The organism is Pseudomonas sp. GW821-FHT03A09 (genome assembly GCF_059421065.1).
On the sequence record NZ_JBWKUX010000004.1, the window covers coordinates 371,541 to 398,097 of the forward strand.

Annotated in this window: 18 protein-coding genes; 7 read left to right on the forward strand and 11 right to left on the reverse strand. The window is 60.2% G+C overall.

The annotated features are described in order from the left end of the window. Positions 1-74 precede the first annotated feature (74 nt). From ligA to AC07V4_RS09605, 4 genes are all read right to left on the reverse strand, one after another. Positions 75-2,432 (reverse strand): NAD-dependent DNA ligase LigA, encoded by a 2,358-nt coding sequence (gene ligA / locus AC07V4_RS09590; protein ID WP_492635817.1) that lies wholly within the window; start codon positions 2,430-2,432, stop codon positions 75-77. Between the two features lie 87 nt (positions 2,433-2,519). Further along, complete coding sequence (gene zipA, locus AC07V4_RS09595; protein WP_431751409.1) at positions 2,520-3,386, reverse strand: cell division protein ZipA; 867 nt, start codon at positions 3,384-3,386, stop codon at positions 2,520-2,522. A gap of 259 nt (positions 3,387-3,645) precedes the next feature. Further along, on the reverse strand, positions 3,646-7,134 hold the full coding sequence (smc, locus tag AC07V4_RS09600; protein WP_492635816.1) for a chromosome segregation protein SMC: 3,489 nt from the start codon (positions 7,132-7,134) through the stop codon (positions 3,646-3,648). 2 nt (positions 7,135-7,136) lie between these two features. Continuing rightward, a complete protein-coding gene (locus tag AC07V4_RS09605) occupies positions 7,137-7,796 on the reverse strand; it encodes a GntR family transcriptional regulator (RefSeq protein ID WP_492635815.1) in 660 nt (219 codons plus the stop codon). A gap of 280 nt (positions 7,797-8,076) precedes the next feature. Here AC07V4_RS09605 and xdhA point away from each other — a divergent pair, with 280 nt between their 5' ends. The 4 genes from xdhA to guaD all read left to right on the forward strand — a co-directional run bounded on the left by xdhA (position 8,077) and on the right by guaD (position 14,210). Beyond that, the gene (gene xdhA / locus AC07V4_RS09610; protein ID WP_492635814.1) at positions 8,077-9,525 is read left to right on the forward strand and encodes a xanthine dehydrogenase small subunit; all 1,449 of its coding nucleotides are present in this window, start codon (positions 8,077-8,079) and stop codon (positions 9,523-9,525) included. Further along, on the forward strand, positions 9,518-11,917 hold the full coding sequence (gene xdhB, locus AC07V4_RS09615; RefSeq protein WP_492635813.1) for a xanthine dehydrogenase molybdopterin binding subunit: 2,400 nt from the start codon (positions 9,518-9,520) through the stop codon (positions 11,915-11,917). Before xdhA ends, xdhB begins: the two co-directional genes overlap by 8 nt. A gap of 123 nt (positions 11,918-12,040) precedes the next feature. After that, positions 12,041-12,898, forward strand: coding sequence for a xanthine dehydrogenase accessory protein XdhC (gene xdhC, locus AC07V4_RS09620; protein WP_492635812.1), 858 nt, complete (start codon positions 12,041-12,043; stop codon positions 12,896-12,898). A gap of 7 nt (positions 12,899-12,905) precedes the next feature. Continuing rightward, on the forward strand, positions 12,906-14,210 hold the full coding sequence (gene guaD, locus AC07V4_RS09625) for a guanine deaminase (protein ID WP_492635811.1): 1,305 nt from the start codon (positions 12,906-12,908) through the stop codon (positions 14,208-14,210). A gap of 148 nt (positions 14,211-14,358) precedes the next feature. On the opposite strand, the gene AC07V4_RS09630 is transcribed toward guaD, so the two are convergent. Beyond that, entirely contained in the window at positions 14,359-15,123 is a 765-nt protein-coding gene (locus tag AC07V4_RS09630; protein ID WP_017134778.1) for a GntR family transcriptional regulator, read from the reverse strand. Positions 15,124-15,361: 238 nt separating this feature from the next. Here AC07V4_RS09630 and AC07V4_RS09635 point away from each other — a divergent pair, with 238 nt between their 5' ends. Then, a complete protein-coding gene (locus tag AC07V4_RS09635; protein ID WP_431753167.1) occupies positions 15,362-16,552 on the forward strand; it encodes a benzoate/H(+) symporter BenE family transporter in 1,191 nt (396 codons plus the stop codon). Positions 16,553-16,588: 36 nt separating this feature from the next. On the opposite strand, the gene AC07V4_RS09640 is transcribed toward AC07V4_RS09635, so the two are convergent. Beyond that, on the reverse strand, positions 16,589-16,933 hold the full coding sequence (locus AC07V4_RS09640; RefSeq protein ID WP_492635810.1) for a YggL family protein: 345 nt from the start codon (positions 16,931-16,933) through the stop codon (positions 16,589-16,591). A 236-nt stretch (positions 16,934-17,169) separates the two neighbouring features. Between AC07V4_RS09640 and dacB the strand changes: the two genes are divergently transcribed. Beyond that, on the forward strand, positions 17,170-18,630 hold the full coding sequence (gene dacB / locus AC07V4_RS09645) for a D-alanyl-D-alanine carboxypeptidase/D-alanyl-D-alanine endopeptidase (RefSeq protein ID WP_492635809.1): 1,461 nt from the start codon (positions 17,170-17,172) through the stop codon (positions 18,628-18,630). A gap of 125 nt (positions 18,631-18,755) precedes the next feature. Here the strand turns inward: dacB and AC07V4_RS09650 are convergent, their stop codons facing one another. Together AC07V4_RS09650 and rlmKL are read right to left on the reverse strand one after the other, a co-directional pair. After that, positions 18,756-21,140 (reverse strand): sensor domain-containing diguanylate cyclase, encoded by a 2,385-nt coding sequence (locus AC07V4_RS09650; protein WP_492635808.1) that lies wholly within the window; start codon positions 21,138-21,140, stop codon positions 18,756-18,758. A gap of 149 nt (positions 21,141-21,289) precedes the next feature. Continuing rightward, the gene (rlmKL, locus tag AC07V4_RS09655; RefSeq protein WP_492635807.1) at positions 21,290-23,554 is read right to left on the reverse strand and encodes a bifunctional 23S rRNA (guanine(2069)-N(7))-methyltransferase RlmK/23S rRNA (guanine(2445)-N(2))-methyltransferase RlmL; all 2,265 of its coding nucleotides are present in this window, start codon (positions 23,552-23,554) and stop codon (positions 21,290-21,292) included. A gap of 531 nt (positions 23,555-24,085) precedes the next feature. On the opposite strand from rlmKL, the gene rmf reads away from it, so the two are divergent. Next, positions 24,086-24,301 carry a ribosome modulation factor gene (gene rmf, locus AC07V4_RS09660; RefSeq protein ID WP_002553055.1) on the forward strand — a complete coding sequence of 72 codons (216 nt, stop codon included), beginning with the start codon at positions 24,086-24,088 and terminating at the stop codon, positions 24,299-24,301. Positions 24,302-24,467: 166 nt separating this feature from the next. Here the strand turns inward: rmf and AC07V4_RS09665 are convergent, their stop codons facing one another. The 3 genes from AC07V4_RS09665 to AC07V4_RS09675 all read right to left on the reverse strand — a co-directional run bounded on the left by AC07V4_RS09665 (position 24,468) and on the right by AC07V4_RS09675 (position 26,411). Next, positions 24,468-25,487 carry a quinone-dependent dihydroorotate dehydrogenase gene (locus AC07V4_RS09665; RefSeq protein WP_492635806.1) on the reverse strand — a complete coding sequence of 340 codons (1,020 nt, stop codon included), beginning with the start codon at positions 25,485-25,487 and terminating at the stop codon, positions 24,468-24,470. An 83-nt stretch (positions 25,488-25,570) separates the two neighbouring features. Next, positions 25,571-26,032, reverse strand: a complete 462-nt coding sequence (locus AC07V4_RS09670) for a transglycosylase SLT domain-containing protein (RefSeq protein WP_492635805.1) — start codon at positions 26,030-26,032, stop codon at positions 25,571-25,573. After that, complete coding sequence (locus tag AC07V4_RS09675; protein ID WP_492635804.1) at positions 26,025-26,411, reverse strand: winged helix-turn-helix domain-containing protein; 387 nt, start codon at positions 26,409-26,411, stop codon at positions 26,025-26,027. Before AC07V4_RS09675 ends, AC07V4_RS09670 begins: the two co-directional genes overlap by 8 nt. Positions 26,412-26,557: the final 146 nt, after the last annotated feature.

Here is a 26,557-nt window from a genome sequence, read left to right on the forward strand (position 1 = left end):
GCACCTGGGATCGTTCCACCGGCCTCTACTGCATTTGTAGTGAGCGGGCTTGCCCCGCTCACTACAAAGTGCTGTCAGATGGAGATGTTGTGCTTGGCAAGGAAGGCGACGAAAGCCTCTTCATCCAATACCTTCAGGCCCAATTCGCTGGCTTTGGCCAGCTTCGAGCCGGCACCCGGCCCAGCCACCACGCAGTGGGTTTTCGCCGACACGGAACCGGCGACCTTGGCGCCGAGGCTTTCGAGTTTTTCCTTGGCCACGTCGCGACTCAGCAGTTCCAGGGAACCGGTGAGTACCCATGTGTGCCCCGCCTCCGGCAAGCCCTCGACCACCTTCTTCTCGCTGTTCCAGTGCATGCCAAAGTCCTTGAGCTGCTGCTCGATGGCCAGGGCATGATTGGAGTTATCGACATTATCGAAAAACTCGCGCACGGCCTTGGCTTGCTTCTCAGGCAGTGCCTGGCGCATATCCAGCCAGTCAGCCTTGATCACGCCTTCCAGTGAGCCGAATTTATCCGCCAGCTTCTGCGCCGCACCCGGGCCGACGCTCGGTACGTGCAGCTTGTCGAGCAAACCGCCCAAGGTCGTGCTGGCGGCGAACTCGGCGCTCAGTTCACCCTGATCCTGCAATTGCAGGCCGCACTCTTGCGGCGACAGCAGTGCGCCGATCACGTCCTGGTTATGGCTGTCTTCAAAGAAACTGTGGATCTCATGCGCCACTTCCAGGCCCACGTCCGGCAAGTACGTCAGCACTTCCGGCAGCGCCTTCTGCACTCGCTCCAGGGACGCCAGGGACCGCGCCAGTACCTTGGCCGTCTCCTCGCCCACATCGGGAATGCCCAGGGCGTAAATGAAGCGCGCCAGGGTCGGCGTCTTGCTGTTTTCGATGGCCGTGATCAGCTTCTTGCTGGAAATATCGGCGAAGCCTTCCAGGTCGATGATCTGCTCGTACTTGAGCGTGTAGAGGTCTGCCGGTGAGCCGATGAGTTTTTCATCCACCAACTGCTCGATGGTCTTGTCGCCCAGGCCGTCGATATCCATGGCGCGGCGTGACACAAAATGAATGATTGCCTGCTTGAGTTGTGCACCACAGGCCAGGCGACCGACGCACCGGTACACCGCGCCTTCGCTGACGGTTTCCTTGCCTTTGCTGCGCTTGACCAGTTGTGTGCGCTCCACATGAGAGCCGCACACCGGGCAGCTCTCGGGGATCTGCACGGCACGGGCGTTCTCCGGGCGACGCTCGAGCACCACCGACACCACCTGCGGGATCACATCCCCCGCACGGCGGATGATCACGGTGTCGCCGATCATCAAGCCCAGGCGCGCCACTTCATCCATGTTGTGCAAGGTGGCATTGGACACGGTCACACCGGCCACCTTGACCGGCTTCAAACGCGCCACCGGGGTCACGGCGCCGGTGCGGCCAACCTGGAACTCTACGTCGAGCAACTCCGTCAGCTCTTCCATGGCCGGGAATTTATGGGCGATGGCCCAGCGCGGTTCGCGAGCGCGGAAGCCAAGTTCGCGTTGGGAGGCGATGCTGTTGACCTTGAACACGACGCCGTCGATTTCATAGGGCAGGCTGTTACGCCGCTCGCCGATATCGCGGTAGTAGTCCAGGCAATCCTGGATGCCCTTGGCCAACTTCAATTCGTGGCTGATGGGCATGCCCCACTTCTGCAACTGCTGCAGGTTGCCGATATGGGTGTCGCTGATGTCGGTGGTCACGCCGTAGCAGCAGAACTCCAGCGGGCGACTGGCAGTGATCTTCGAATCCAACTGGCGCAGACTGCCGGCAGCGGCGTTGCGCGGGTTGGCGAAAGTCTTGCCGCCGACTTCCAGTTGCGAAGCATTGAGCCGCTCGAAACCGGCCTTGGACATGAACACTTCGCCGCGCACTTCCAGAGTCGCCGGCCAACCGCTGCCGTGCAGCTTCAATGGAATGTTGCGCACGGTGCGCACGTTGACGCTGATATCTTCGCCGGTAGTACCGTCGCCACGGGTGGCGCCGCGTACCAGTTCGCCGTCCTGATAAAGAAGGCTGACCGCCAGGCCATCCAGCTTGGGTTCGCAGCTGTATTCCACTGCCGCACCACCACCAAACAGATCGCCTACCGGCAGGTCCAGGCCTTCTGTGACCCGGCGATCAAACTCCAGCATGGTGGTTTCATCGAAGGCGTTGCCCAAGCTGAGCATCGGGATCTCATGCTTGACCTGAGTGAACGCCGACAACGCCGCACTGCCGACCCGCTGCGTCGGTGAATCCCGCGTCACCAGTTCCGGGTGCTCGACCTCCAGGGCCTTGAGCTCGTGGAACAGGCGATCGTACTCGGCGTCCGGAATGCTCGGCTCGTCGAGGACGTGGTAACGGTAGTTGTGCTGATCCAGTTCAGCGCGCAGTTCGAGGATGCGGGTATGGGCGGCGGTCATGGGTGTTCTCTCATAAAGCAAAAGAGCAGCCGAAGCTGCTCAATATGTTAGTGCACGGATTCTACAGGCAACGCTTAAGATCGAACCTCAGCGCTTCTGTGTCAGGGCGCGACGCTCGAACTCGACGATGCGCTGACGATAATGCTCGATGGTTTGTGCGGTCAGGACGCTGCGCTGGTCGTCCTTGAGCTCGCCATTCAGTTCCTGGGACAACTTGCGCGCTGCCGCCACCATCACGTCGAACGCTTGTTTCGGATGACGCGGGCCTGGCAGGCCGAGGAAGAAACTCACCGCCGGCGTGCTGAACAGGTCGATATCGTCCAGGTCGAAGGTGCCCGGCTTGACCGCATTGGCCATGGAGAACAGCACTTCGCCGTTACCGGCCATGCTTTCGTGACGGTGGAAAATATCCATCTCGCCAAAACGCAGGCCGCTTTCCAGAATGTTCTGCAGCAGCGCAGGGCCTTTGAAGCCGGCGGCGTCGCGGCAGATCACGCTGATCACCAAGACTTCTTCGGCGGCCGGCTGATCGTTCACCGACTGGCGCGGCGCACTGCTTTTGGCCGGGGTCTCGTCAGGGAAGTCGTCGTCGCGGCTACTGAAGCTCGGGCCGTCATCGACGTCGAGGTCCAAGTCAGCCTGGCGCGGCTCTGCAACCACCGGAGCGGTGCGCTTGCCACGTTTGGAGGACGGTTCGCGGGCTTCACGCACCGGCGCACTCATCGACGGCAAGTCGTGCTCGTCCAGTTGCGGCTCTTTGTGGGTATCCAGCACACGGGGCGGCCCCAACAGCTCGGCGCTGCCGTCGTCGTCAGGCAAGTTGGACAGGTTACGGTCCAGACGGAACTTGAGCTTGCCCTTGCCACCGCGCATGCGGCGCCAGCCATCAAAAAGAATACCGGCAATGACAATAATGCCGATGACGATCAGCCACTCGCGCAGACCGATTTCCATGTAATCCCGTGCCTCTAATAAAAAATGCTGAAAAATAAGGGGTTTAGCACCGTGCAAACCGCTTTAAAACGTGGCGCCAACTCTATGTTCTGACTGACGTTTTGCCCACGCATACGAAAAATTGACATTAAACTAGCACGACCAAAGATAACTTTACACCGTCTGTCAAAATGCCTTGAACAAATATGTCGATTTGCCACTTTTGCCAGACCGGTAAATCGCCTTACATCGAGCTACAAAAATCCTTTCCAAGCGTGGCTCAGGATTCCACCATCGCCATCGCTTCTTCCACATCCACCGCCACCAACCGCGAACAACCCGGTTCGTGCATCGTGACCCCCATCAACTGATCCGCCATTTCCATGGCGATCTTGTTGTGGGTGATATAGATGAACTGCACCGTCTGGGACATCTCTTTAACCAATCGAGCGTAGCGTCCAACGTTAGCGTCATCCAGCGGGGCGTCAACTTCATCGAGCATGCAGAACGGCGCCGGGTTCAACTTGAAGATGGCAAATACCAGGGCCAATGCGGTCAGTGCCTTTTCGCCACCAGACAACAAATGGATGGTGCTGTTCTTCTTGCCCGGAGGCCGCGCCATGATCGTTACCCCTGTATCGAGTAGATCTTCGCCCGTCAGTTCCAAGTAAGCGCTGCCACCACCGAAAACTTTCGGGAATAACGCCTGTAAACCGCCATTAATCTGATCAAAGGTATCTTTGAAACGATTACGGGTTTCCTTGTCGATCTTGCGGATGACGTTTTCCAGCGTGTCGAGGGCTTCGACCAAGTCGGCGTCCTGGGCATCCAGATAACGTTTACGTTCGGACTGCTGTTGGTATTCGTCGATGGCCGCAAGGTTGATCGCGCCCAGGCGTTGAATACGCGCGGCAATGCGCTCGAGTTCTTCCTCGGCCTCTTTTTCGTTGGCCTGGGCGGTCAGGGTATTGAGCACGCCGTGCAGGTCGTAGCCGTCTTCCAGCAACTGGTCTTGCAAGGTCTTGCGACGGACTGTCAGGGCTTGCCATTCCATGCGCTGCTGTTCGAGCTGGCTGCGGATCAACTGGGATTGCTGCTCGGCCTGGGTCCGGCGCTTTTCCGCATCACGCAGCTCACGGTCGGCGTCTTCCAAGGCGATCTGCGCGGTCTTGAGTTCTTCGTCGACGCTCATGCGTTTGTCGAGCAACTCTTCGAGCTTGAGCCGCAACTCTTCCAGCGGGGCTTCGCCCTCCTCCAGGTTGAGGCTCAGTTGCTCACGCTTTTCGGTGAGGCGTTCGGACTGCATCTCCAGGCGCTCAAGGGCCTGGCGCGTGGCATCGTGCTGGGTGCGCAAGGAGCCGAGGCGCACCGCCAATTGGTGCGCATGATCCTTATGCTGCCGTGCTTCCTGGCGCACACGATCAAGACGTTCGCGTAGGCTGTCGCGCTCGGCCAGCAGCAGCTCGCGCTGCTCGGTGTCCAGGGCCATGCTGTCGAGAGCTTCCTGCAATTGCAGGCGCGCTTCACCGATCTGCTCGTGTTCCAGGGCGCGCTGCTCGCCCATCTCGGCGACTTCTTCGTCGAGGCGCGTGCGGCGCAAGGTCAGTTGCTCGACCTTGGCTTTGCTCGCGGACAGCTGGGCTTTCAATTCGCCTTGCTGACGCGCTTCATCCTGCAACAAGCGGCGCAGGTGTTCGCGGCCGGTCTCCTGCTGGCGCTGGGTGGCGCGCAGGGTTTGCAGTTCGGTTTCCAGGCTTTCCAGGGTGGCTTCACGCTCTTCACGCTCGGCAATCAGGTTGACGATCTCTTGGCCACGGGCCAGAACGCCGCTTTCCGCTTCACTGGCGCGGCGCACGCGCAGGAAATGGCGGCCGACCCAGTAGCCGTCACGGCTGATCAGGCTTTCACCGGCCCCCAACTGGCCGCGCTGGACCAGCGCCTGCTCCAGAGAGTCCACCGGCTTGACCTGACCCAGCCAGGGCGACAGATCAATGGCTGCCTCGACCTTGTCCAGCAAACTGCCCGGCACCCGTGTGCCATCAGCCGCCGGGCTGAGCAAACGCAAATCGCCTTGGGCAAACCCGGCCAAGTCGAAACCGCCAAAATCATCCACCAGTACAGCTTGCAGGTCGGCACCGAGTACGGTTTCCACCGCCAGCTCCCAACCGGCTTCTACCTTCAAACCTTCGGCCAGACGTGGGCGCTCGGCCAAATGTTGATCACGCAACCACTCGGCCGTACCGGTGCCGGGGTCCAACGCCGCCTGCTGCAAGGCTTCCAGCGAGGCCAGTCGACCGTTGAGCCGCTGCAAATCACCCTGGGCCTGTTGCTGCGCCTGGGTCGCCTGTTGCAGTTGCTGACGCAATTGCTCCAGGCGCTCCACTTGTTGTTCTTCGCTGGCTTCCAGCTCTTCCAGCGTCATTTCGCTTTCGGCCAGTTGCTCGCTCAACTCCATGATCGCCGCGTCTTCCGGGTCGGCGGCCAGCAATGCACGCTCTTCCTGCATCCGACGCTGGCGCTCGGCCAGACGCTCCATGCTGGTTTCCAGTTGCTGGATACGCGACTGCTGCACCTCGGCCTGACGGCGCGGCTCGGCGGACTTCAGGTTGAACGTATCCCACTGCTCCTGCCAGCCGTGCATGGTGGTTTCGGATTCTTCCAGGGCGGCGGCGGCCTCTTCGGCGGCGGCGCTGGTGATTTCCTGCTCGGGGGTGAGCATGTCCAGCTCTTCGCCGAGGGTCAGCAGCAAGGTGCGGTCGTGGCCCAGGTGAGATTCGGTTTCCAGCCGCGCGCGTTCGGCTTCCTTCAAGTCATCCTGCAGTTGGCGAAGGCGTTGCTGGCCGTGCTGAATGCTTTGCTCGACGCGGGCAATGTCGCCGCCCACCGAGTAGAAGCGGCCTTGCACCAGATTGAAGCGCTCGGACAGGTCATGGTGGCCGTCACGCAGCCGCTCGATGCTGGCGTCAGCATTGCGCTGCTCGGCCACCAAGGCTTCGAAGCTGATTTCCTGGGTACCAATGATCGCTTCGCGCTGGCCGACCTGATCATTCAATGCCTGCCAGCGCAGGGCCGACAGTTGCGCCTTGAGCTGGCGTTCCTCGCCCTTGTATTCCTGATATTTCTCGGCGGCCTGGGCCTGGCGGTGCAGGCGCTCCAACTGGCGTTCCAGCTCTTCGCGCAGGTCGGTCAGGCGAGCGAGGTTTTCGTGGGTGCGACGAATACGGTTTTCAGTCTCACGGCGGCGCTCCTTGTACTTGGAGATGCCGGCCGCTTCTTCGATAAAGTTACGCAAGTCCTCGGGCTTGGCTTCGATCAGCTTGGAGATCATGCCTTGCTCGATGATCGAGTAGCTGCGCGGGCCCAGGCCTGTGCCGAGGAAGATATCGGTGATGTCGCGGCGTCGGCATTTGGTGCCGTTGAGGAAATAGCTGTTCTGGCTGTCGCGGGTCACTTTGCGGCGGATGGAGATTTCCGCGTAGGCCGCGTATTCGCCGATCAAGGTGCCGTCGGAGTTGTCGAACACCAGTTCGATGCTCGCCTGGCTCACCGGCTTGCGGCTGGTCGAACCGTTGAAGATGACGTCGGTCATCGACTCGCCGCGCAGGTTTTTTGCCGAGCTCTCGCCCATCACCCAGCGGACGGCGTCGATGATGTTCGACTTGCCGCAACCGTTGGGCCCGACCACCGCCGCCATGTTACTGGGGAAGTTCACCGTGGTCGGGTCGACGAAGGATTTGAACCCCGCCAGTTTGATGCACTTGAGCCGCACGTTTAGGCGTCCGCCAACGCAGCGATCACCAACGAGCAACTGCGCTCGCCGTAAGCCGACAACACCAGGCGAATCTGCACCAGGTCACGGGCCAGCACAGCGGCAAGCAACTGCTCGAACAACGCCAGGTACTCGCTCATGGACGCCTTGCGCTGATCCAGGGCCAGGTAATAGGCACGGTTCATCGCCGGTTGCAGGTTTTCGACGGTTTCCTGCAAATACGGGTTGTTGGCGAAGGGGTACGCGGCGCGCATCACGTTGAAGCATTCTTCGACGAAGGCGCGGATGTCCTGGCGCTCGAAGTTGGTGACCAGGCGCTGCTGGATCTGCACGAATGGCGCCATGTCGGCCTGGGTCTGCCAGCCTTGGGCCACGGCATTGCCGAGCAGGATGTACAACTCGCTCATCAACGTGCACAGGCTCTGTACCTTGTGCGCGGTGAGCTCGGTGACATGGGCACCACGGCGCGGCAGGATCGCGATCAGGTGGCGGCGCTCGAGGATCAACAAGGCTTCACGCACGGAACCACGGCTGACATTGAGCGCCAGTGTGACCTTCTGTTCCTGGATTCGCTCCCCTGGCTTGAGATCGCCGCGAATGATACGTTCGGCGAGGTGGTGAGCAATTTGCTCGGCGAGACTGTCCGGCGCCTTGAACGTCATGTTTTCCCTTCAAAATCTTCTATCGGTACAAGCGCGGCAGTGTAGCGCATTGGCCCGCTGATGGCGCTACGCCCACCGGGGCGAATTTGGCATGAAATAAGCAACGATGAACAGGCACAAGCCCCCGACAACGCCGGTTCCAGAAGACTGGGCCATAATTGAAAGTGTTGCGACCGTATTTTCTTGACCTTCTGGTCAGAAAATCATTGACCGAAAAGTCAGAGATGACTAGATTCGGCGCAAAGCGGTTAACAACAATAATGAGTCTGCGAGGCCTTCCGTGATCCAGTTTTTACTTAACCAGGAACTCCGTAGCGAGCACGCCCTGGACCCCAACCTGACCGTGCTCAACTATTTACGTGAGCATTTGGGCAAATCCGGTACCAAGGAAGGCTGCGCCAGCGGCGACTGTGGTGCGTGCACCGTCGTCGTCGGCGAACTGCACAGCGATGAACACGGCGTAGAACAGATTCGCTATCGCAGCCTCAATTCCTGCCTGACCTTTGTCTCGTCGTTGCACGGCAAACAACTGATCAGCGTAGAAGACCTCAAGCACCAAGGCCAACTCCACAGCGTGCAACAAGCCATGGTCGAGTGCCACGGCTCGCAATGTGGCTTTTGCACCCCGGGTTTTGTGATGTCGCTGTTCGCCCTGCAAAAAAACAGCGACGCTCCCGACAGCCAAAAAGCCCACGAAGCCCTCGCCGGCAACCTGTGCCGTTGCACCGGCTACCGCCCGATCCTCGCCGCCGCCGAACAGGCCTGCTGCAACAAACCCCAGGATCAGTTCGACAGCCGCCAGGCCGAGACCATCGCTCGCCTCAAAGCCATCGCACCGACCCAAACCGGTGAACTCAACAGCGGCGACAAACGCTGCCTGGTGCCATTGACCGTGGCCGACTTGGCCGACCTCTACGACGCCTATCCGCAGGCACGCCTGCTGGCCGGCGGCACCGACCTGGCACTGGAAGTCACGCAGTTTCACCGCACGCTGCCGGTGATGATCTACGTCGGCAACATTGAAGAAATGAAGCGCATCGAGTCGTTCGACGACCGGCTGGAAATCGGCGCAGCCACCGCCCTGTCCGACTGCTACGCCGCGCTGCATCACGAATATCCGGACTTCGGCGACTTGCTGCATCGCTTTGCCTCCCTGCAGATCCGTAACCAGGGCACCCTGGGCGGCAATATCGGCAACGCCTCGCCCATTGGTGACTCACCGCCCCTACTGATCGCCCTCGGCGCGCAGATCGTGCTGTGCAAAGGCAATACGCGCCGCACGCTCGCGCTGGAAGACTACTTCATCGACTACCGCGTCACCGCCCGTCAAGACAGCGAGTTCATCGAGAAGATCATCGTACCCAAGGGCCACTCGCGTTTCCGTGCGTACAAGGTTTCCAAGCGGCTGGACGATGATATTTCCGCGGTGTGTGCCGCGTTCAACCTGAAGATCGATAACGGTGTGATCAGCGATGCCCGCGTCGCCTTCGGCGGCATGGCAGCCACGCCCAAACGCGCGAAAAGCTGCGAAACCGTGTTGGCCGGTGCGACCTGGAACGCCGCCACCGTGGAAAAAGCCTGCGCCGCCCTGGCCGAGGATTTCACCCCGCTGTCGGACTTCCGCGCCAGCAAGGAATATCGCCTGCTCAGCGCACAGAACCTGCTGCGCAAATACTTCATCGAACTGCAAACGCCGCACATCGAGACTCGGGTGACCGCTTATGTCTAACCATCACGCCGTCGTTAAAACCCAGGCCGAACTCGCCGAGTTTTTTGCCCAGGACCTCACGTCCGGCGTGGGCCGCAGCGTCAAGCATGACAGCGCCGCCAAACACGTCAGCGGCGAAGCGCAGTACATCGATGACCGCCTGGAATTCCCGAATCAACTGCACCTGTATGCACGCATGTCCGACCGCGCCCATGCACGCATCATCAGCATCGACACGGCGCCCTGCTACGCCTTTGACGGCGTGCGCATCGTCATCACCCACGAAGACGTACCGGGCCTGAAGGACATCGGCCCGCTGATGCCCGGCGATCCGCTGCTGGCCATCGATACCGTACAGTTTGTCGGCCAGGTCGTGTTGGCGGTGGCCGCCCGCGATCTGGAAACCGCACGCAAGGCCGCCATGGCAGCGGTGATCGAATACGAAGACCTGGAACCGGTACTGGACGTGGTCGAGGCCTTTCGCAAGAAGCATTTCGTGCTCGATAGCCACACCCACCAGCGCGGTGATTCGTCCGGCGCCTTGGCCACCGCAAAAAACCGTATCCAGGGCACGCTGCATATCGGCGGCCAGGAACACTTCTACCTGGAAACCCAGATTTCCTCGGTGATGCCCACCGAAGACGGCGGCATGATCGTTTACTGCTCCACGCAAAACCCCACCGAAGTACAGAAGCTGGTGGCCGAAGTGCTGGACGTGTCGATGAACAAGATCGTCGTCGACATGCGCCGCATGGGCGGCGGCTTCGGCGGCAAGGAAACCCAGGCGGCCAGCCCGGCGTGCCTGTGCGCGGTGGTAGCACGCCTGACCGGCCAGCCGACCAAGATGCGCCTGCCCCGGGTGGAAGACATGCTGATGACCGGCAAGCGTCACCCTTTCTATATCGAGTACGACGTCGGCTTCGACGACAATGGCCGACTGCATGGGATCAACCTGGAGCTGGCGGGTAACTGCGGCTGTTCGCCGGACCTGTCGAATTCGATTGTCGACCGTGCGATGTTCCACGCTGACAACTCGTATTATCTGGGCGATGCCACCGTCAACGGCCATCGCTGCAAGACCAACACCGCCTCCAACACCGCCTATCGCGGCTTCGGCGGCCCACAGGGCATGGTCGCCATCGAGGAAGTGATGGACGCCATCGCCCGTCATCTGGCGCTCGATCCGCTGGCCGTGCGCAAGGCCAACTACTACGGCAAGACCGAGCGCAACGTCACGCACTACTACCAGACCGTCGAGCACAACATGCTCGAAGAGATGACCGCCGAGCTTGAGGCCAGCAGCCAATACGCCGAGCGCCGCGAAGCGATCCGCCTGTACAACGCCCACAGCCCGATCCTGAAAAAAGGCCTGGCGCTGACGCCGGTAAAGTTCGGCATTTCGTTTACGGCGAGCTTCCTCAACCAGGCCGGTGCGCTGATCCACATTTACACCGACGGCAGCATCCACTTGAACCACGGTGGCACCGAGATGGGCCAGGGCTTGAACACCAAGGTTGCGCAGGTGGTGGCCGAAGTGTTCCAGGTGGAGATCGACCGCGTACAGATCACCGCGACCAACACCGACAAGGTGCCCAACACCTCGCCAACCGCGGCGTCCAGCGGTGCCGATCTGAACGGCAAGGCCGCGCAGAACGCCGCCGAAACCATCAAGCAGCGCCTGGTGGAGTTTGCCGCACGCAAATACGACGTGAGTGAGGCGGATGTGGAATTCCACAACGGCCATGTGCGCGTGCGCGATCAGATCCTGACCTTTGAGGCCCTGATCCAGCAGGCGTATTTCGCTCAGGTCTCACTGTCGAGCACCGGTTTCTACAAGACCCCGAAAATCTTCTACGACCGTGGCCAGGCACGCGGTCGGCCGTTCTACTACTTCGCATTCGGCGCAGCCTGCTGCGAAGTGATCGTCGATACCCTGACTGGCGAATACAAAATGCTGCGCACCGACATTCTTCACGACGTGGGCGCCTCGTTGAACCCGGCCATCGACATCGGCCAAGTGGAAGGTGGCTTCATCCAAGGCATGGGTTGGCTGACCATGGAAGAGTTGGTGTGGAACAACAAGGGCAAGCTGATGACCAACGGCCCGGCCAGCTACAAGATCCCGGCCGTGGCAGACATGCCGCTGGACCTGCGGGTGAAACTGGTGGAAAACCGTAAGAATCCGGAAGACACGGTGTTCCATTCCAAGGCCGTGGGTGAGCCGCCGTTCATGCTCGGGATTGCCTCGTGGTGTGCGATCAAGGATGCGGTGGCGAGCCTCGGTGATTATCGCCATCAGCCCAAGATCGATGCGCCGGCGACACCGGAGCGGGTGTTGTGGGGGTGTGAGCAGATGCGGCAGTTGCAGGCAGCAAAGGCTGTTGAAAGCGAAACTGAGTTGGCTTCGCTTTAGACCGAGGCGCTGCCATCGGGGGCAAGCCCCCTCCCACATTTTGATCTGTAAATACATTCAAAGTGTGGGAGGGAGCTTGCCCCCGATAGCGGCCTGACTGACAACAGAAGTGTTGAGGTAGACATGAACAACTGGATCAGCGCCCTCGCCGACCTGCAGAACCAGGGTGAACCCTGCGTGCTGGTGACCATCATCGAAGAGCTCGGCTCGACGCCGCGCAATGCCGGCTCGAAGATGGTCATCAGTGCGGCCCAGACCTTCGACACCATCGGTGGCGGGCACCTGGAATACAAGGCAATGCAGATCGCCCGGGACATGCTTGTGCGTGGCCAGCAGAACACCCATCTGGAGCGCTTCAGTCTGGGCGCGAGCCTGGGCCAGTGCTGCGGCGGCGTGACCGTGCTCCTGTTCGAACCCATGGGCCAGGTGCAGGCGCAGATCGCCGTGTTTGGCGCCGGCCACGTGGGCCGTGCGCTGGTGCCGCTGCTGGCAAGCCTGCCGTGCCGGGTGCGCTGGATCGACTCGCGTGACCAGGAGTTTCCGGAACATATTCCCCAAGGCGTGCGTAAAATCGTCAGCGAAGAGCCAGTCGACGAAATTGCCGACTTGCCCGTAGGCAGTTACTGCATCGTCATGACCCACAACCATGCGCTGGACCTGGAGCTGTCGGCAGCCCTGCTCAAGCGTAATGACTTCACCTATTTCGGCCTGATCGGCTCAAAGACCAAGCGGGTCAAATTCGAACACCGCCTGCGTGATCGTGGCTTCGACGCCGCTCAATTGCAGCGTATGCGCTGCCCCATGGGCCTCACCGAGGTGAAGGGCAAATTGCCGGTGGAGATCGCCATCTCCATCGCCGGCGAAATCATTGCTACCTACAACGCCAATTTCGGCCAGCACACCGCCAGCGCCGACCCCATTGCCAAACTGCTGCCGGCTTCACGTCGCAGCCAAGCCATTACTTCTTTTGCCAAGAATTGAGATCACCATGCCTTTGACTCGCAAAGCCTACCGTGCCGCCATTCTCCACAGCATCGCCGACCCCGCTGAAGTGGGTATCGAAGCCTCCTATGAGTATTTCGAAGACGGCCTGCTGGTCATCGAAAACGGCCAGATCAGTGCGCTCGGCCATGCCGGTGACTTGCTGCCGACGCTGCCCGCCGACGTCGAAATCACCCACTACCAGGACGCGCTGATCACCCCCGGCCTGATCGACACCCACATCCACCTGCCACAAACCGGCATGGTCGGTGCCTATGGCGAGCAGTTGCTGGATTGGCTCAACACCTACACCTTCCCCTGCGAAAGCCAATTCGCCGACAAGGCTCACGCCGAAGAAGTCGCGGACATTTTCATCAAGGAGTTGCTGCGCAACGGCACCACCACCGCACTGGTATTTGGCAGCGTGCATCCGCAGTCGGTGAACGCATTCTTTGAAGCCGCCGAGAAACTCGACCTGCGCATGATCGCCGGCAAGGTGATGATGGACCGCAATGCGCCGGACTACCTGACCGACACCGCCGAATCCGGCTACGAGGAAAGCAAGGCGCTGATCGAACGCTGGCACGGCAAGGGCCGCCTGCACTATGCGGTCACACCGCGCTTCGCGCCGACCAGCACGCCGGAACAATTGACGCTGGCCGGCCAACTGCTGCGCGAATACCCAGACCTGTACATGCAGACCCACATCAGTGAGAACAAGCAGGAAATCGAGTGGGTGAAGGCGCTGTTCCCGGAGCGCAACGGCTACCTGGACGTGTACGACCACTACAAACTGCTGGGTGAGCGCTCTGTGTTTGCCCATGGCGTGCATCTGTGTGATGAAGAGTGCGCGCGGTTGGCCGAGACCGGCTCGGCGGTCGCGTTCTGCCCGACGTCGAACTTCTTCCTCGGCAGTGGTTTGTTCAACCTGCCCATGGCCGAGAAGCACAAGTTGAATGTGGGCCTGGGCACCGACGTGGGCGGCGGCACCAGCTTCTCGCTGCTGCAAACCTTGAACGAAGCCTACAAGGTCATGCAGTTGCAGGGCGCACGGTTGAGCCCGTTCAAGTCACTGTACCTGGCGACCCTGGGTGGCGCGCGGGCGCTGCGATTGGAAGACAAGATCGGCACGTTGCAGCCGGGCACCGATGCGGACTTTTTGGTGCTGGACTACAACGCCACGCCGCTGCTCAGCTATCGCTTGAAGCAGGCCAATAACATTGCCGAGACGCTGTTTGTGTTGATGACGCTGGGGGATGATCGGACGGTGTTGCAGACCTATGCGGCTGGACAATTAGTGCACCAGCGCTAATCCCCCCAAAACAACTGTGGGAGCTGGCCTTTGTGGGAGCTGGCTTGCCTGCGATGGCATCACCTTGGTCTAACTGAAAGACCGAGGTGTCTGCATCGCGGGCAAGCCCGGCTCCCACAAAGGCCAGCTCCCACATTTTTGTTCGGATTTACAGTTTGACGGACGAGCGCCCTGGCTTTTTGGTCTGCAACAAATGCGAGAACACCGCATGCAGATCATCCGACGCACTTTCCTCATCGAGGTTGAGCTTGCTGTCGATGTGATCCATGTGGTGCATCATCAAATTCACCGCCAACGTCGCGTCCCGGGCTTCGATCGCGTCGATCAACTGGGTGTGTTCATCGTAGGAACAATGCGAACGGTTGCCGCTTTCGTACTGGGCGATGATCAGCGAAGTCTGGGACACCAGGCTGCGCTGGAAGCTGATCAGCGGTGCATTCTTCGCCGCTTCGGCCAGTTTCAAGTGGAATTCGCCGGAGAGGCGGATGCCGGCCCCGCGGTCACCACGGGAGAAGCTGTCGCGCTCGTCGTTGACCATCTGGCGCAATTCGGCCAGTTGTTCGGCTGTGGCGTGCTGCACCGCCAATTCAGTGATCGCCCGCTCCACCAGACGCCGAGCCAGAAACACCTGGCGTGCTTCTTCTACGCTTGGGCTGGCCACTACCGCACCGCGATTGGGCCGCAGCAACACCACGCCTTCATGGGCCAGGCGCGACAGCGCGCGGCGAATGATGGTGCGGCTGACGCCGAAGATTTCGCCCAGTGCCTCTTCACTCAATTTGGTTCCGGGCGCCAGGCGTTGTTCGAGGATCGCCTCGAAGATATGCGCGTAGACGATATCGTCCTGGGTTCCGCTGCGACCGGCCTTGCCGGCTCGCGGTTGTTTCTTGAGAGGTTGCAACTGTTCGTTCATGGGCACTCGGGTAGGGAGAACGGCGGCGAATTAACGGTAATACGGCAACTTTACGGTAACACGACAGGTTGCTGGCAAGTATCACCTAAAAACAGGGCACATTGTACACAACCCAATGCGCCAACACACTGTACGGCTGTTTGCGGTGTCGGCTGTATTGCAATGAATCGTTACGTTTGAGTTTAGGCTTGAATCCGCACCTTCACCGGCAAACCCCAGGTAAAAGGAACACCTCCCCATGACCGACGCCACCCACGCGCCGCTGCGCCCGCTGGCCGACACTTCACCGTCGGCTGTCGTCGCCGGCTTCATCGCCATGATGACCGGCTACACCAGCTCCCTGGTGCTGATGTTCCAGGCCGGGCAAGCCGCCGGTTTGACCACGGCGCAGATTTCCTCGTGGATCTGGGCGATCTCCATCGGCATGGCGGTGTGCAGCATCGGCCTGTCCCTGCGCTATCGCACACCGATCACCATCGCCTGGTCCACACCCGGCGCGGCGCTGCTGATCACCAGCCTGGGCGGCGTGAGCTACGGCGAAGCCATTGGGGCCTACATCACTTGCGCGGTGCTGGTGACGATCTGCGGGCTGACCGGCAGCTTTGAAAAACTGGTCAAACGCATCCCGGCGTCGTTGGCGGCAGCGTTGCTGGCGGGGATTCTGTTCAAAATCGGCAGCGAGATATTCGTCGCCGCGCAACATCGCACCGGCCTGGTGCTGGGGATGTTTTTCACCTACCTGATCATCAAGCGCTTGTCGCCGCGCTATGCGGTGCTGGCCGCGCTGATCATCGGCACGCTGCTGTCGGGGCTGATGGGCTTGCTGGACTTCAGCGGCTTTCACCTGGAAGTGGCGACGCCGGTGTGGACCACGCCGCACTTCTCACTGGCGGCGACCATCAGCATCGGCATCCCGCTGTTCGTGGTGGCGATGACATCGCAGAACATGCCCGGCGTCGCCGTGCTGCGAGCCGACGGTTACAACGTACCCGCTTCACCGCTGGTCACCGCTACCGGCCTTGCCTCGCTGGTGCTGGCGCCCTTCGGCTCCCACGGCATCAACCTGGCAGCGATCAGCGCGGCGATCTGCACCGGCCCCCACGCCCATGAAGACCGCGACAAGCGCTATACCGCAGCCGTCTGGTGCGGGGTGTTCTATGGCATTGCCGGGGTATTCGGCGCCACATTGGCGGCACTGTTCGCAGCCTTGCCCAAGGAGCTGGTGCTGTCGATTGCAGCCTTGGCGCTGTTTGGCTCGATCATCAATGGCCTGAGTATCGCCATGAATGAGCCGAAGGAACGGGAAGCGGCGCTGGTTACCTTTATGGTCACCGCGTCAGGCTTGACCTTGTTTTCCATCGGATCGGCGTTTTGGGGAATTGTGGCGGGGGTGCTGACGCTGTTGATTCTGAACTGGCGCAAAGCATAAAAAAACGGCGACCCCAGGGTCGCCGTTTTTTCAGTATCACTTAGCCGCGTTGATCGGCTTTTCCGGATACCACACGTCCAGCAGCGGGCTGACTTCAGCGCTTTTCAGTTCGCTGCGAGCCTTGAGCCAGCCTTCGACAGCAGCACGCTGTTCTTCGCTGACCGAGCCGCGCTTCTGCAGGCAAACCAGACCGTAGTCATCGCCGCCCACGTAGCCGAGACCATTGGCCTCCATCGCTTCTTTCAGGAATGCGTCGAGGAAAGCGTCGATAGCTTCTTCACTCAGGCCTTCGTTGAAGTCCAGGTTCAGTTCGAAACCCAGCTCTTGGAATTCATCAACGCACAGTTTTTTGCGCAGACGCTGGGAACGGTTAGTCGCCATGGAACAATCCTCTTAAGTAATAACGGCGGGCACTTTAGCAGTTTAAGGTGGCGATTGCCCGACTCTCTGGGACAGGCGGCACAATGCCTGTAAAAAAAACGCCGATTACCAGCTATCGTTCAGCTACAACTGGAACCCCCTTGGGGCATAATGCCGACACTTTCATGACTATTGAGGGATTTTCTTGGTTACCCCTCACTTTTTTCACCCTCCTCAGCAGCAGGGTTTTATTCCTTATGATCAAATCTTTACGTTCAGTGCTACTTGCCGGCGTTTTCCTGCCACTGGCTTTTTCCGCCACCGCCGCTCCCGTCAATAACACCCTGCCACCCAATGTCCAGCAGGCCCTCCAGAAAGCCAAGATTCAAAACACTGCGCTGTCGTTGGTTATGCTGCCGCTGACCGGCCCGGGCACCCCCACCATTTTCAACGCAGACGTGTCGGTCAACCCGGCCTCCACCATGAAGCTGGTCACCACTTATGCAGCCTTGGAAATGCTGGGCCCCAACCACCAGTGGAAGACCGAGTTCTACACCGACGGCACGCTCAGCGGTGGTGTGCTGCGCGGCAACCTGTACCTCAAGGGCGGTGGTGATCCCAAGCTGAACATGGAAAAACTCTGGCTGCTGATGCGCGACCTGCGCGCCAACGGCGTGCAGCAAGTCACTGGTGACCTGGTGCTGGACCGCAGTTTTTTCAACCAACCGCAACTGCCGGAATTCAATGACGACGGCAACGACGAGAACAAGCCGTTCCTGGTCAAGCCCGACGCCCTGCTCGTCAACCTCAAGGCCCTGCGCTTTGTCACCCGTAATGATTCGGGTCGGGTGATCGTGTCGGTCGAGCCACCGATCGCGAGCATTCGCATCGACAATCAGGTGAAGGCGAACAACACCAAGCAATGCACCGGCGATGTGCGCTACAGCCCTGTGACGGCGGCCGACGGCAGCGTGACCGTCACCGTCAGCGGCCAGTTGGGCGATGGCTGCAGTTCGCAGACTTACCTGTCGCTGCTCGACCACGCCACCTACACCGCCGGCGCCGTGCGGGCGATCTGGCAGGAACTGGGCGGCACGATCCAGGGCCGTGATATCCAGGCGCCGGTGCCCAAGGATGCGAAGGTACTGGCCCGTGCGTTCTCACCGGACCTGGCGGAAATCATCCGCGACATCAACAAATACAGTAACAACACCATGGCCCAGCAGCTGTTCCTCAGCCTCGGCGCACAGTTCCGCAACGATGCCGATGGCGACGATGCCAAGGCTGCGCAACGTGTGGTGCGCCAGTGGCTGGCGAAAAAAGGTATCACTGCACCGCACCTGGTGATGGAAAACGGCTCCGGGCTGTCCCGCGCCGAACGGGTCAGCGCCCGCGAGATGGCGGCCATGCTGCAAGCGGCCTGGAAAGGCCCTTACGCGGCCGAATACATCAGCTCGCTGCCAATTGCCGGCACCGACGGCACCATGCGCAAACGCCTGAAGACCACCGCCCTGCGCGGCGAAGCCCATGTGAAAACCGGCACGTTGAACACCGTGCGCGCTATTGCCGGGTTCAGCCGCGACAACAATGGCAACTCCTGGGTGGTGGTGGCGATCCTCAACGACTCCAAGCCGTGGGGCGCGTCCTCAGTGCTGGATCAGGTGCTGTTGGACCTGTATCGCCAGCCGAAACTGACAGCGGCGGCACCAGTACTCTAAAGACACTGCAGCACTTGTGTGGGAGCGGGCTTGCCCACGATAGCGTTGGTTCAGTCGCCTAAAATATCGACTGGGCGACCGCTATCGCAGGCAAGCCAGCTCCCACATTTGCCCGGTGTTGAAGCTCAAGCGCACAATCGCTCAACCTCAACCCGGTCCCTGCCGGCCTGTTTGGCCACATACACCGCCGAATCTGCGCGCAGCAACAGCCCATCAATCCCTTCATCGACCCGCCAACTGGCGACACCAAAGCTGGCGGTCACAATCCCTACGGTCTCAACCGGCGCACTGCGCAACGATTGCCACAACTCCATCGCCAGACTGTAGGCCTGATCCCCGTCGGTGTTAGGGCACAACACCACGAACTCTTCGCCACCCAGCCGACAAAACACATCGCTGCGGCGCAAGCGTTGGGCAATGCGCTTGCACAGTTCCTGCAAAACGCCATCCCCTACGCCATGCCCGTACTGATCATTGATCCGCTTGAAATGGTCGATATCGAGCATGATCAATGAAAGCGCCCCGGAGGTACGGTTAAGCCGGATCATTTCGGCTTTGACGCGATCCTGGAAATAGCGTCGGTTATGGATACCCGTCAGGGCGTCGGTAATCGACAGCGTGCGCAGCTCTTCCTCGACCCGCTTCAGATCGGAAATATCCGACACATAGCCGTGCCACAACGTGCCGCCGCCGGGTAACTCTTCCGGTGTGGCCTCGCCACGAATCCAGCGCAAGCCCCGCTGCGGCAATTGCACGCGATACTCTTCGCGCCAGTGGGTCAACTGCAACGCCGACAAACGAATCGAGGCTCGCACCCGTTCTACGTCCAATGGATGAATGCGCTCGAACACGCCGCTCGCATCCTGCTGCAACACGCCGGGCTCAATTTCATAGATATCGCGCATGCCGTCACTGGCGTAGATAAAGCGCCAATGGTCCTGAGGCTCCAAGGTGAACTGGAAGATCCCGCCGGGCACATGGGCGCTGAGTTTCTTCAGCAAACGATCCCGCGCAGCCAGGGCCTCATAGGCGCGCTTTTGTTCGGTGACATCCAGGTAAATCGCCAAGTGCCCGATCCACAGACCATGCTCATCCAGCAATACCGTGGGCAGCATATTGACCGTCAGTTGGCTGCCATCTTCACGCCGCAAGGTCCACTCGCGGGTTTCATGTTGGCTGTCTGGATTCTCCACCAGCATCGCCTGACTGGGCGGGATGCGCTTGCCCAATGCCGCGCTCAAATAGCCTGCCCGTGCCTCGAGCTCCGACGTCACGTGCAAGCTCTCCAGGGTCAGATGTCCCAACGCCTGCTCGGCCTTGAACCCGAGCATTTGCTCGGCGCCGGCATTGAAGGTGTTGATCACGCCACGCAGGTCAGTGGCGATGATCGCGACCTGGGTGGCCGCATTCAGCACACTGCGCAGCTGCCCATGGGCGCCGCGCAACTCTTGCTCGCGCAGGCATAACTGCACCGTGCGCTGCTCCACCAGGTTCAGGGCGCGCTGGCGTTGGCTGACCAAGACGTAAAGCAGCACGCTGAGCAACACACTGAGCAGCATGCCCATGGTCAGGATCGTGTTCATTGAAGAGTGGTTGGCCTGATCGAACACCTGACTGGCGCGCAGGCTCAGGGCGTAGACGTGATCACCGAGAGTAAGCCGGCGTGCGGCGACCAGGTCGCTGTTGCCCACCGAATTGCTGGAGGCGTACAAGATGCGCTGCTGATCATCGGAGGTGTCGATAATCTGCATCACCAGGTTGTCCCGGTTCGGCTTGGGCAGACCATCGGCCACCAGTTGGCGCATGCTGATCACCGCCATCACAAACCCGTAGGGTTCGGCATCGGGTGTGTTGCTCACCGGCGATACCAGCAGCACGCCGGCGGCGTAGGCGGGCTCCACTCCGACCAGTTGCATCGGCTGGGACACCGCAGACTTACCACTTTTTTGCGCACGCTCGAGGGCCGAACGCCGCAGGGGCTGGGCCATCAGGTCAAACCCCAGGGGTGAGCCCAAAAGACTCTGGGTCTGGCTGTACAACACCGGGACATACTCATCACGCTCGGGGGCCGGGGCCAATTCACCCGACGCATTGAGTTCACGGATGGTAAAAGGACTGCCACGCTGCCGCGAGATCTCGTGCTCAAACTGGGCACGCTGATCGCGAAATATCCGCGGCGCCCAGGCATAGGCACGGGTGCGCAATAACAAGGGTTGGGCGAAGCCATCGAACTCCTTGCGCGACACATCGCTGGAGTTGATGAAGAAACGCCGCAGGCTGCCCAGGCGCTGCTCCTGGTCCTCGAAGCGTTCCTGAAGACGGGTATAGCGCTCGTTGACCAGTAACTGGAAACGCTGGCGCACCTGCTGCTGGTAAAGGTCGGCAGCCGCCCACGCGACCACTGCCGTCAACGCGCTACCGGCCAGTAACACCACCAATGCCACCAGCCAAGCCGACGCCTGTTCACTGATAAAGCCTAGGATTTTCGGGCGGACAGCTTGTAACGGCATAGGCAACACTCACAACGCCAGCGTGCGGGGGTGTCACTTTGGCTAGGCATTAAGTTATAGACACCGGTCCTGTATTTGACCAGCGCAAAAAAGCCGCAAGCCCGGAATAATCCAGGCTTGCGGCTTTTTGGTGCAGCGTGGTGGAGCAATCAGCGTGCGGTGATTTTCCAGGCCCGGTGAATCTTCGCATTACGTGCGAAATCCGGGTCGAGGGTCTTGTCGCTGATTTCCTCGACGGCATAGCGTTCGCTGAGGTTGTCCTCCAACTGGAACTTGCGGAAGTTGTTGGAGAAGTACAGAACGCCGCCCGGCGCCAGGCGGGCCATGGCCAGGTCGAGCAACTGCACGTGGTCACGCTGTACGTCGAAGATGCCTTCCATGCGCTTGGAGTTCGAGAAGGTCGGCGGGTCGATGAAGATCAGGTCGAACTCATCGCGGCTGGCTTCCAGCCAGGCCATTACATCACCCTGCTCCAGGCGGTTCTTGTCGGAGAAACCGTTGAGGGAGAAATTGCGACGCGCCCAGTCCAGGTAGGTCTTGGACAAGTCAACGCTGGTGGTGCTGCGCGCGCCGCCCTTGGCTGCGTGCACACTGGCGGTGGCGGTGTAGCAATACAGGTTGAGGAAGCGCTTGCCGGCGGCTTCTTTCTGGATACGCATGCGCATCGGGCGATGGTCGAGGAACAGGCCGGTATCCAGGTAATCGGTGAGGTTGACCAGCAGCTTGACCCCGCCTTCGCTGACCTCAGTGAACTTGCCCTGGGCGCTCTGGCGCTCGTACTGCTTGGTACCGCTCTGACGCTCGCGACGCTTGACCACCACGCGGCTCTTGTCGATGTTCAGCGCCTGGGGAATCGCCGCCAGGGCATCGAACATGCGCGCAGAGGCTTTTTCCGGGTCGATGGACTTCGGCGCGGCGTATTCCTGCACATGGACCCAATCGTGGTACAGGTCGATGGCCATGGAGTATTCCGGCATATCGGCATCGTACACACGGTAGCAATCCACACCTTCACGCTTGGCCCACTTGCCCAGCAACTTGAGATTCTTCTGCAGGCGGTTGGCGAACATTTGCCCGCCTTCGCTCAAACGCGCTTGCTCGACCACCGGGGCCGGCGCCGGCTTGATCGGGTTACCGTTCTTGTTGTACTGGCGCTCTTGCGGCTCGGCCGGGGCTTGATCGTAAGCGGCTTGCTCACGTTCCGCCTGGCGTTGCTCGGGCGTGCGGCGCTCGCCGGTGACGAACTGGTCCGGGTTGACCTTGATCAGCAGCAGTTTGCACGGCAAGGCGCCGTTCCAGAACGAATACTGTTTGTGGCTGCGGATGCCCATGCGCTTGCCCAGGTCCGGCGCGCCGGTGAACACCGCGGCTTCCCAACCCATGCACGCCTGACGCAGACGCTCCCCAAGATTCTGGTAGAGGTACAACAGACTGGCCTCGTCACCCAGACGCTCACCGTACGGTGGGTTACAGATCACCAGGCCTTTCTGGTTCTGGTCCGGGCGCGGCTCGAAAGTACCGACTTCGCCCTGGTACACCTTGATCCAGTGGCTCAGACCGGCGCGCTCGATGTTGTTGCGCGCGGGCTGGATCAACCGTGGATCAGCTTCGTAGCCACGAATCCACAGCGGTGGTTTGTTCATGCCAATGGCAGCACGTTCGGCGGCCTCGGCGTGCAGTTTCTTCCACAGCGCCGGGACGTGACCGAGCCAGGTGGTGAAGCCCCACAGCTCGCGGTTCAGGTTGGGGGCCATGTCGGCGGCGATCATGGCGCCTTCGACCAGGAAGGTGCCGACGCCGCACATCGGGTCGCTCAACGCGCCGCCTTCAGCAGCAATGCGTGGCCAACCGGCACGGATCAGGATCGCGGCCGCCAGGTTTTCCTTCAGCGGTGCCGCGCCCTGCTGCAAGCGGTAACCGCGCTGGTGCAGGCTGTGGCCGGACAAGTCGAGGGACAGAATGGCTTCACCACGGTCCAGGCGCAGGTGAATACGCAGGTCCGGGTTGATCTTGTCGATGGACGGGCGTTCGCCGGTTGGGGTGCGCAGCTTGTCGACGATCGCATCCTTGACCTTCAGCGCACCGAAGTGGGTGTTGTCGATGCCCGAACCATGGCCGCTGAATTCCACGGCGAGGGTGCCGTCGGGGACCATGTGATCGGCCCACTCGATATCCAGCACGCCGTGGTAGAGGTCTTCGGCATCTTTCATCGGGAAGCGCTTGAGCACCAGCAGCACGCGGTTGGCCAGGCGCGACCAGAGGCACAAGCGGTAGGCGGTTTCCATGTCGGCCATGCCGCGCACGGCCGAGGTGTGCTCGCGGGCTTCCTCAAGGCCAAGCCCGACGGCTTCCTCGATCAGCAGGCCTTCGAGGCCCTTGGGGCAGGTGAGGAAGAGTTCAAAACGGTCCGACATGGGCATTCCAGGCTTTTCAGCAATAAATGAACGGGCGACGCATCGCCGGCTCGGTTTTCAATCAAGCACTTTTCTTGAAGAGTGCTCGCGTGGCACGAATGTGCCGTTCCACCCCGTCTGACGAGCCTTTGGGCCTTTATTGACGGGGCAGATGATCAATCTGATCGTAACAAAAAGTAATATTCCGACCCTTCGTCGAATAATAACCGACTGCAACGGGCGGACATTCTCACTAAAGGATTAAACCCGTCCTCTTTGCAAGGCACATCATAGCTGGCTTTGCCCAATAAATGGGGCGAAAAGCCATCCCAGCTTATGGCTATAGCATCGTTATCGTTACGTGCTTATGACAAAACGATCATTGAATCCATGTGACCTATTGGTTAGAACTCAACACAGGTTGGCGCCGTAACGACGCCGACACATTGGCTCGCCACGCCGGCAGCGAGCCCACCAACGGCAGAAAAACTCTGCCCGGCCTCGGACGAGGCCGAAGGATATCTAGCAGTCAACAAGTGAGGGAAACACCCTATGAGAAGACTTAAGCGTGATCCGTTGGAAAGAGCATTTTTACGCGGATATCAATATGGCGTTCATGGAAAATCCCGTGAGCTTTGCCCATTTACTCTACCGTCGGTACGCCAAGCCTGGATCAACGGCTGGCGAGAAGGACGCGGCGACAACTGGGACGGTATGACTGGCACTGCGGGCATCCACAGACTCAACGAACTTCACGCCGTCGGCTAATCAGGGCACTTAATTCCGACACGTCACCTTTGAAGATGTAATGACTTAACCACGCGCGCCCCATCCGGGCGGCGGGCTTCGGCCCAGGGGCTCCTTATGGAGCCCTTTTTATTGGCAGGAGAATATAACTTGTAGGAGCGGGTTTGCTCGCCCCCACATTAAAACATCAGCGCAGTGCCGCAATCGCGTCGACCGACTCGCGAATCAGCGCCGGCCCTTTGTAGATAAAGCCGGAGTACAACTGCACCAGGCTGGCACCGGCGGCGATTTTCTCGGCAGCGTGCTTGCCTTCGGTGATACCGCCTACGGCGATGATCGGCAAACGCCCGGCCAGTTCAGCCGCCAGCACCTTGACGATATGCGTGCTCTTGTCCCGCACCGGTGCGCCCGACAAGCCGCCCGCCTCATCCCCATGGACCAGGCCTTCGACGCCGACTCGGCTGAGGGTGGTGTTGGTCGCGATCACCGCGTCCATGCCAGAGTCCACCAGCGCCTGGGCCACCAGTACGGTTTCTTCATCACTCATGTCCGGGGCTATCTTGATGGCCAACGGCACGCGCTTGCCATGGCGCACGGCGAGGTCTTCCTGACGCTGGCGCAAGGCTTCGAGTAATTGCTTGAGGGAGTCACCAAACTGCAGGCTGCGCAGGCCCGGAGTGTTGGGCGAACTGACGTTGACGGTGACGTAGCTGGCATGGGCATAGACCTTGTCCAGGCAGATCAGGTAGTCATCCACCGCACGCTCCACCGGCGTGTCGAAGTTCTTGCCGATATTGATCCCGAGGATGCCCTTGAACTTCGCCGCCTGTACCCGAGACAGCAAGTGATCAACCCCCAGGTTGTTGAAACCCATGCGGTTGATGATCGCTTCGGCTTCCGGCAGGCGAAAGATACGAGGCTTGGGATTGCCAGGCTGCGGCCGCGGGGTCACGGTGCCGATTTCGACAAAACCGAAACCCAACTGTGCAAAACCGTCGATGGCCGCACCGTTCTTGTCCAGGCCGGCCGCCAAGCCGACCGGGTTGGGAAAATCCAGCCCCATCACAGAAACCGGCATTTTCGCCGGAGCTTTGCATACCAGGCCATTGAGCCCCAAGCGACCACCGGCACCGATCAGGTCCAGGGACAGATCATGGGAGGTTTCCGGGGAAAGTTTGAACAACAGCTGGCGGGCCAGGGTATACATGGGCGGGCTAGACTCGGATGACGACGGAAGGTGACGCAGATTATAGCCGGGGTCATGGGCTGCATGCGAGGCGTGACGCCGAGTCAATAGCGATGCGCGACCAACTCCTCATAGCGTGCCCAGATCTTTTGTGCATATTGCAGGCGTAATGCATCGTGCTTTGGCCCCGCACCCGCGCCCACGTTGTAGGAGCCGACAGCCGTCCAGTTGTAACCGAAACGCTGGATAAACTCGGCAAGAATCGAGGCCCCCACTTCCACCGACAGGCAAGGCTCGTTCCGCAATCGCTCTTCGGTAATGCCCAGCTTGAGTAAGCGTGGCAAGTGGATGCTGTTGATCTGCATCAAGCCAATATCATGCGTGCCATTGCGGTTTGCGTAGTTCATCGCCCCTGCACGATAACCCGACTCGACGGCGGCGATGGCCTGCAGCAACTCCGGTTCGAGGTCGTAGCGGCTGGCCGCCTCATTCCAGCAATAGGCCTGCGCCTGCCCACTGCCCAACAACACACTCAGTAGCAGAACCCTGACCCAGCGCTTAAACATGACTGACCTGACCACAGTTCGAACAGACGTGTACCACTCTTCCTCGCCCCTCATCCTCGACCTGCACAGGGCAGGTAAAACGATAGCCCTTGCCATAGATTGTCTTGATAAACCCCTTGTCGCTTCGCAGATACTTACGTAAGGCATAGATACAACGCGTCAATGACTCCTCAGCCACTTCCCCCCGGGGCCAGACCAGTTCCAGTAAGCGATCCTTGGTCATCAGCGTTCCAGCCGAGGCCAGCAGCAGTCGCAGAACCTGCCCTTCCTTGGGCGGTAATTGAATGTCCGCCTCCTCTCCCGTCAACCGGCCATCACCGTGCAAGGTCCAATGAGCAAAGACGAGGGGCACCGTGGGCGCCTCAATCACGATGCCCATTCACACCTCTGCATTCGACTGCTGATCTTCAAATCCTTACTTCCTGTGTCAACTCACTTACCAATGCCACGACTATAAAAATCAGCGCGGCGACCCGCGCTAGGAATAAACCCATTCGAACAACGCTTTTTGGCCATTGCCGGTAA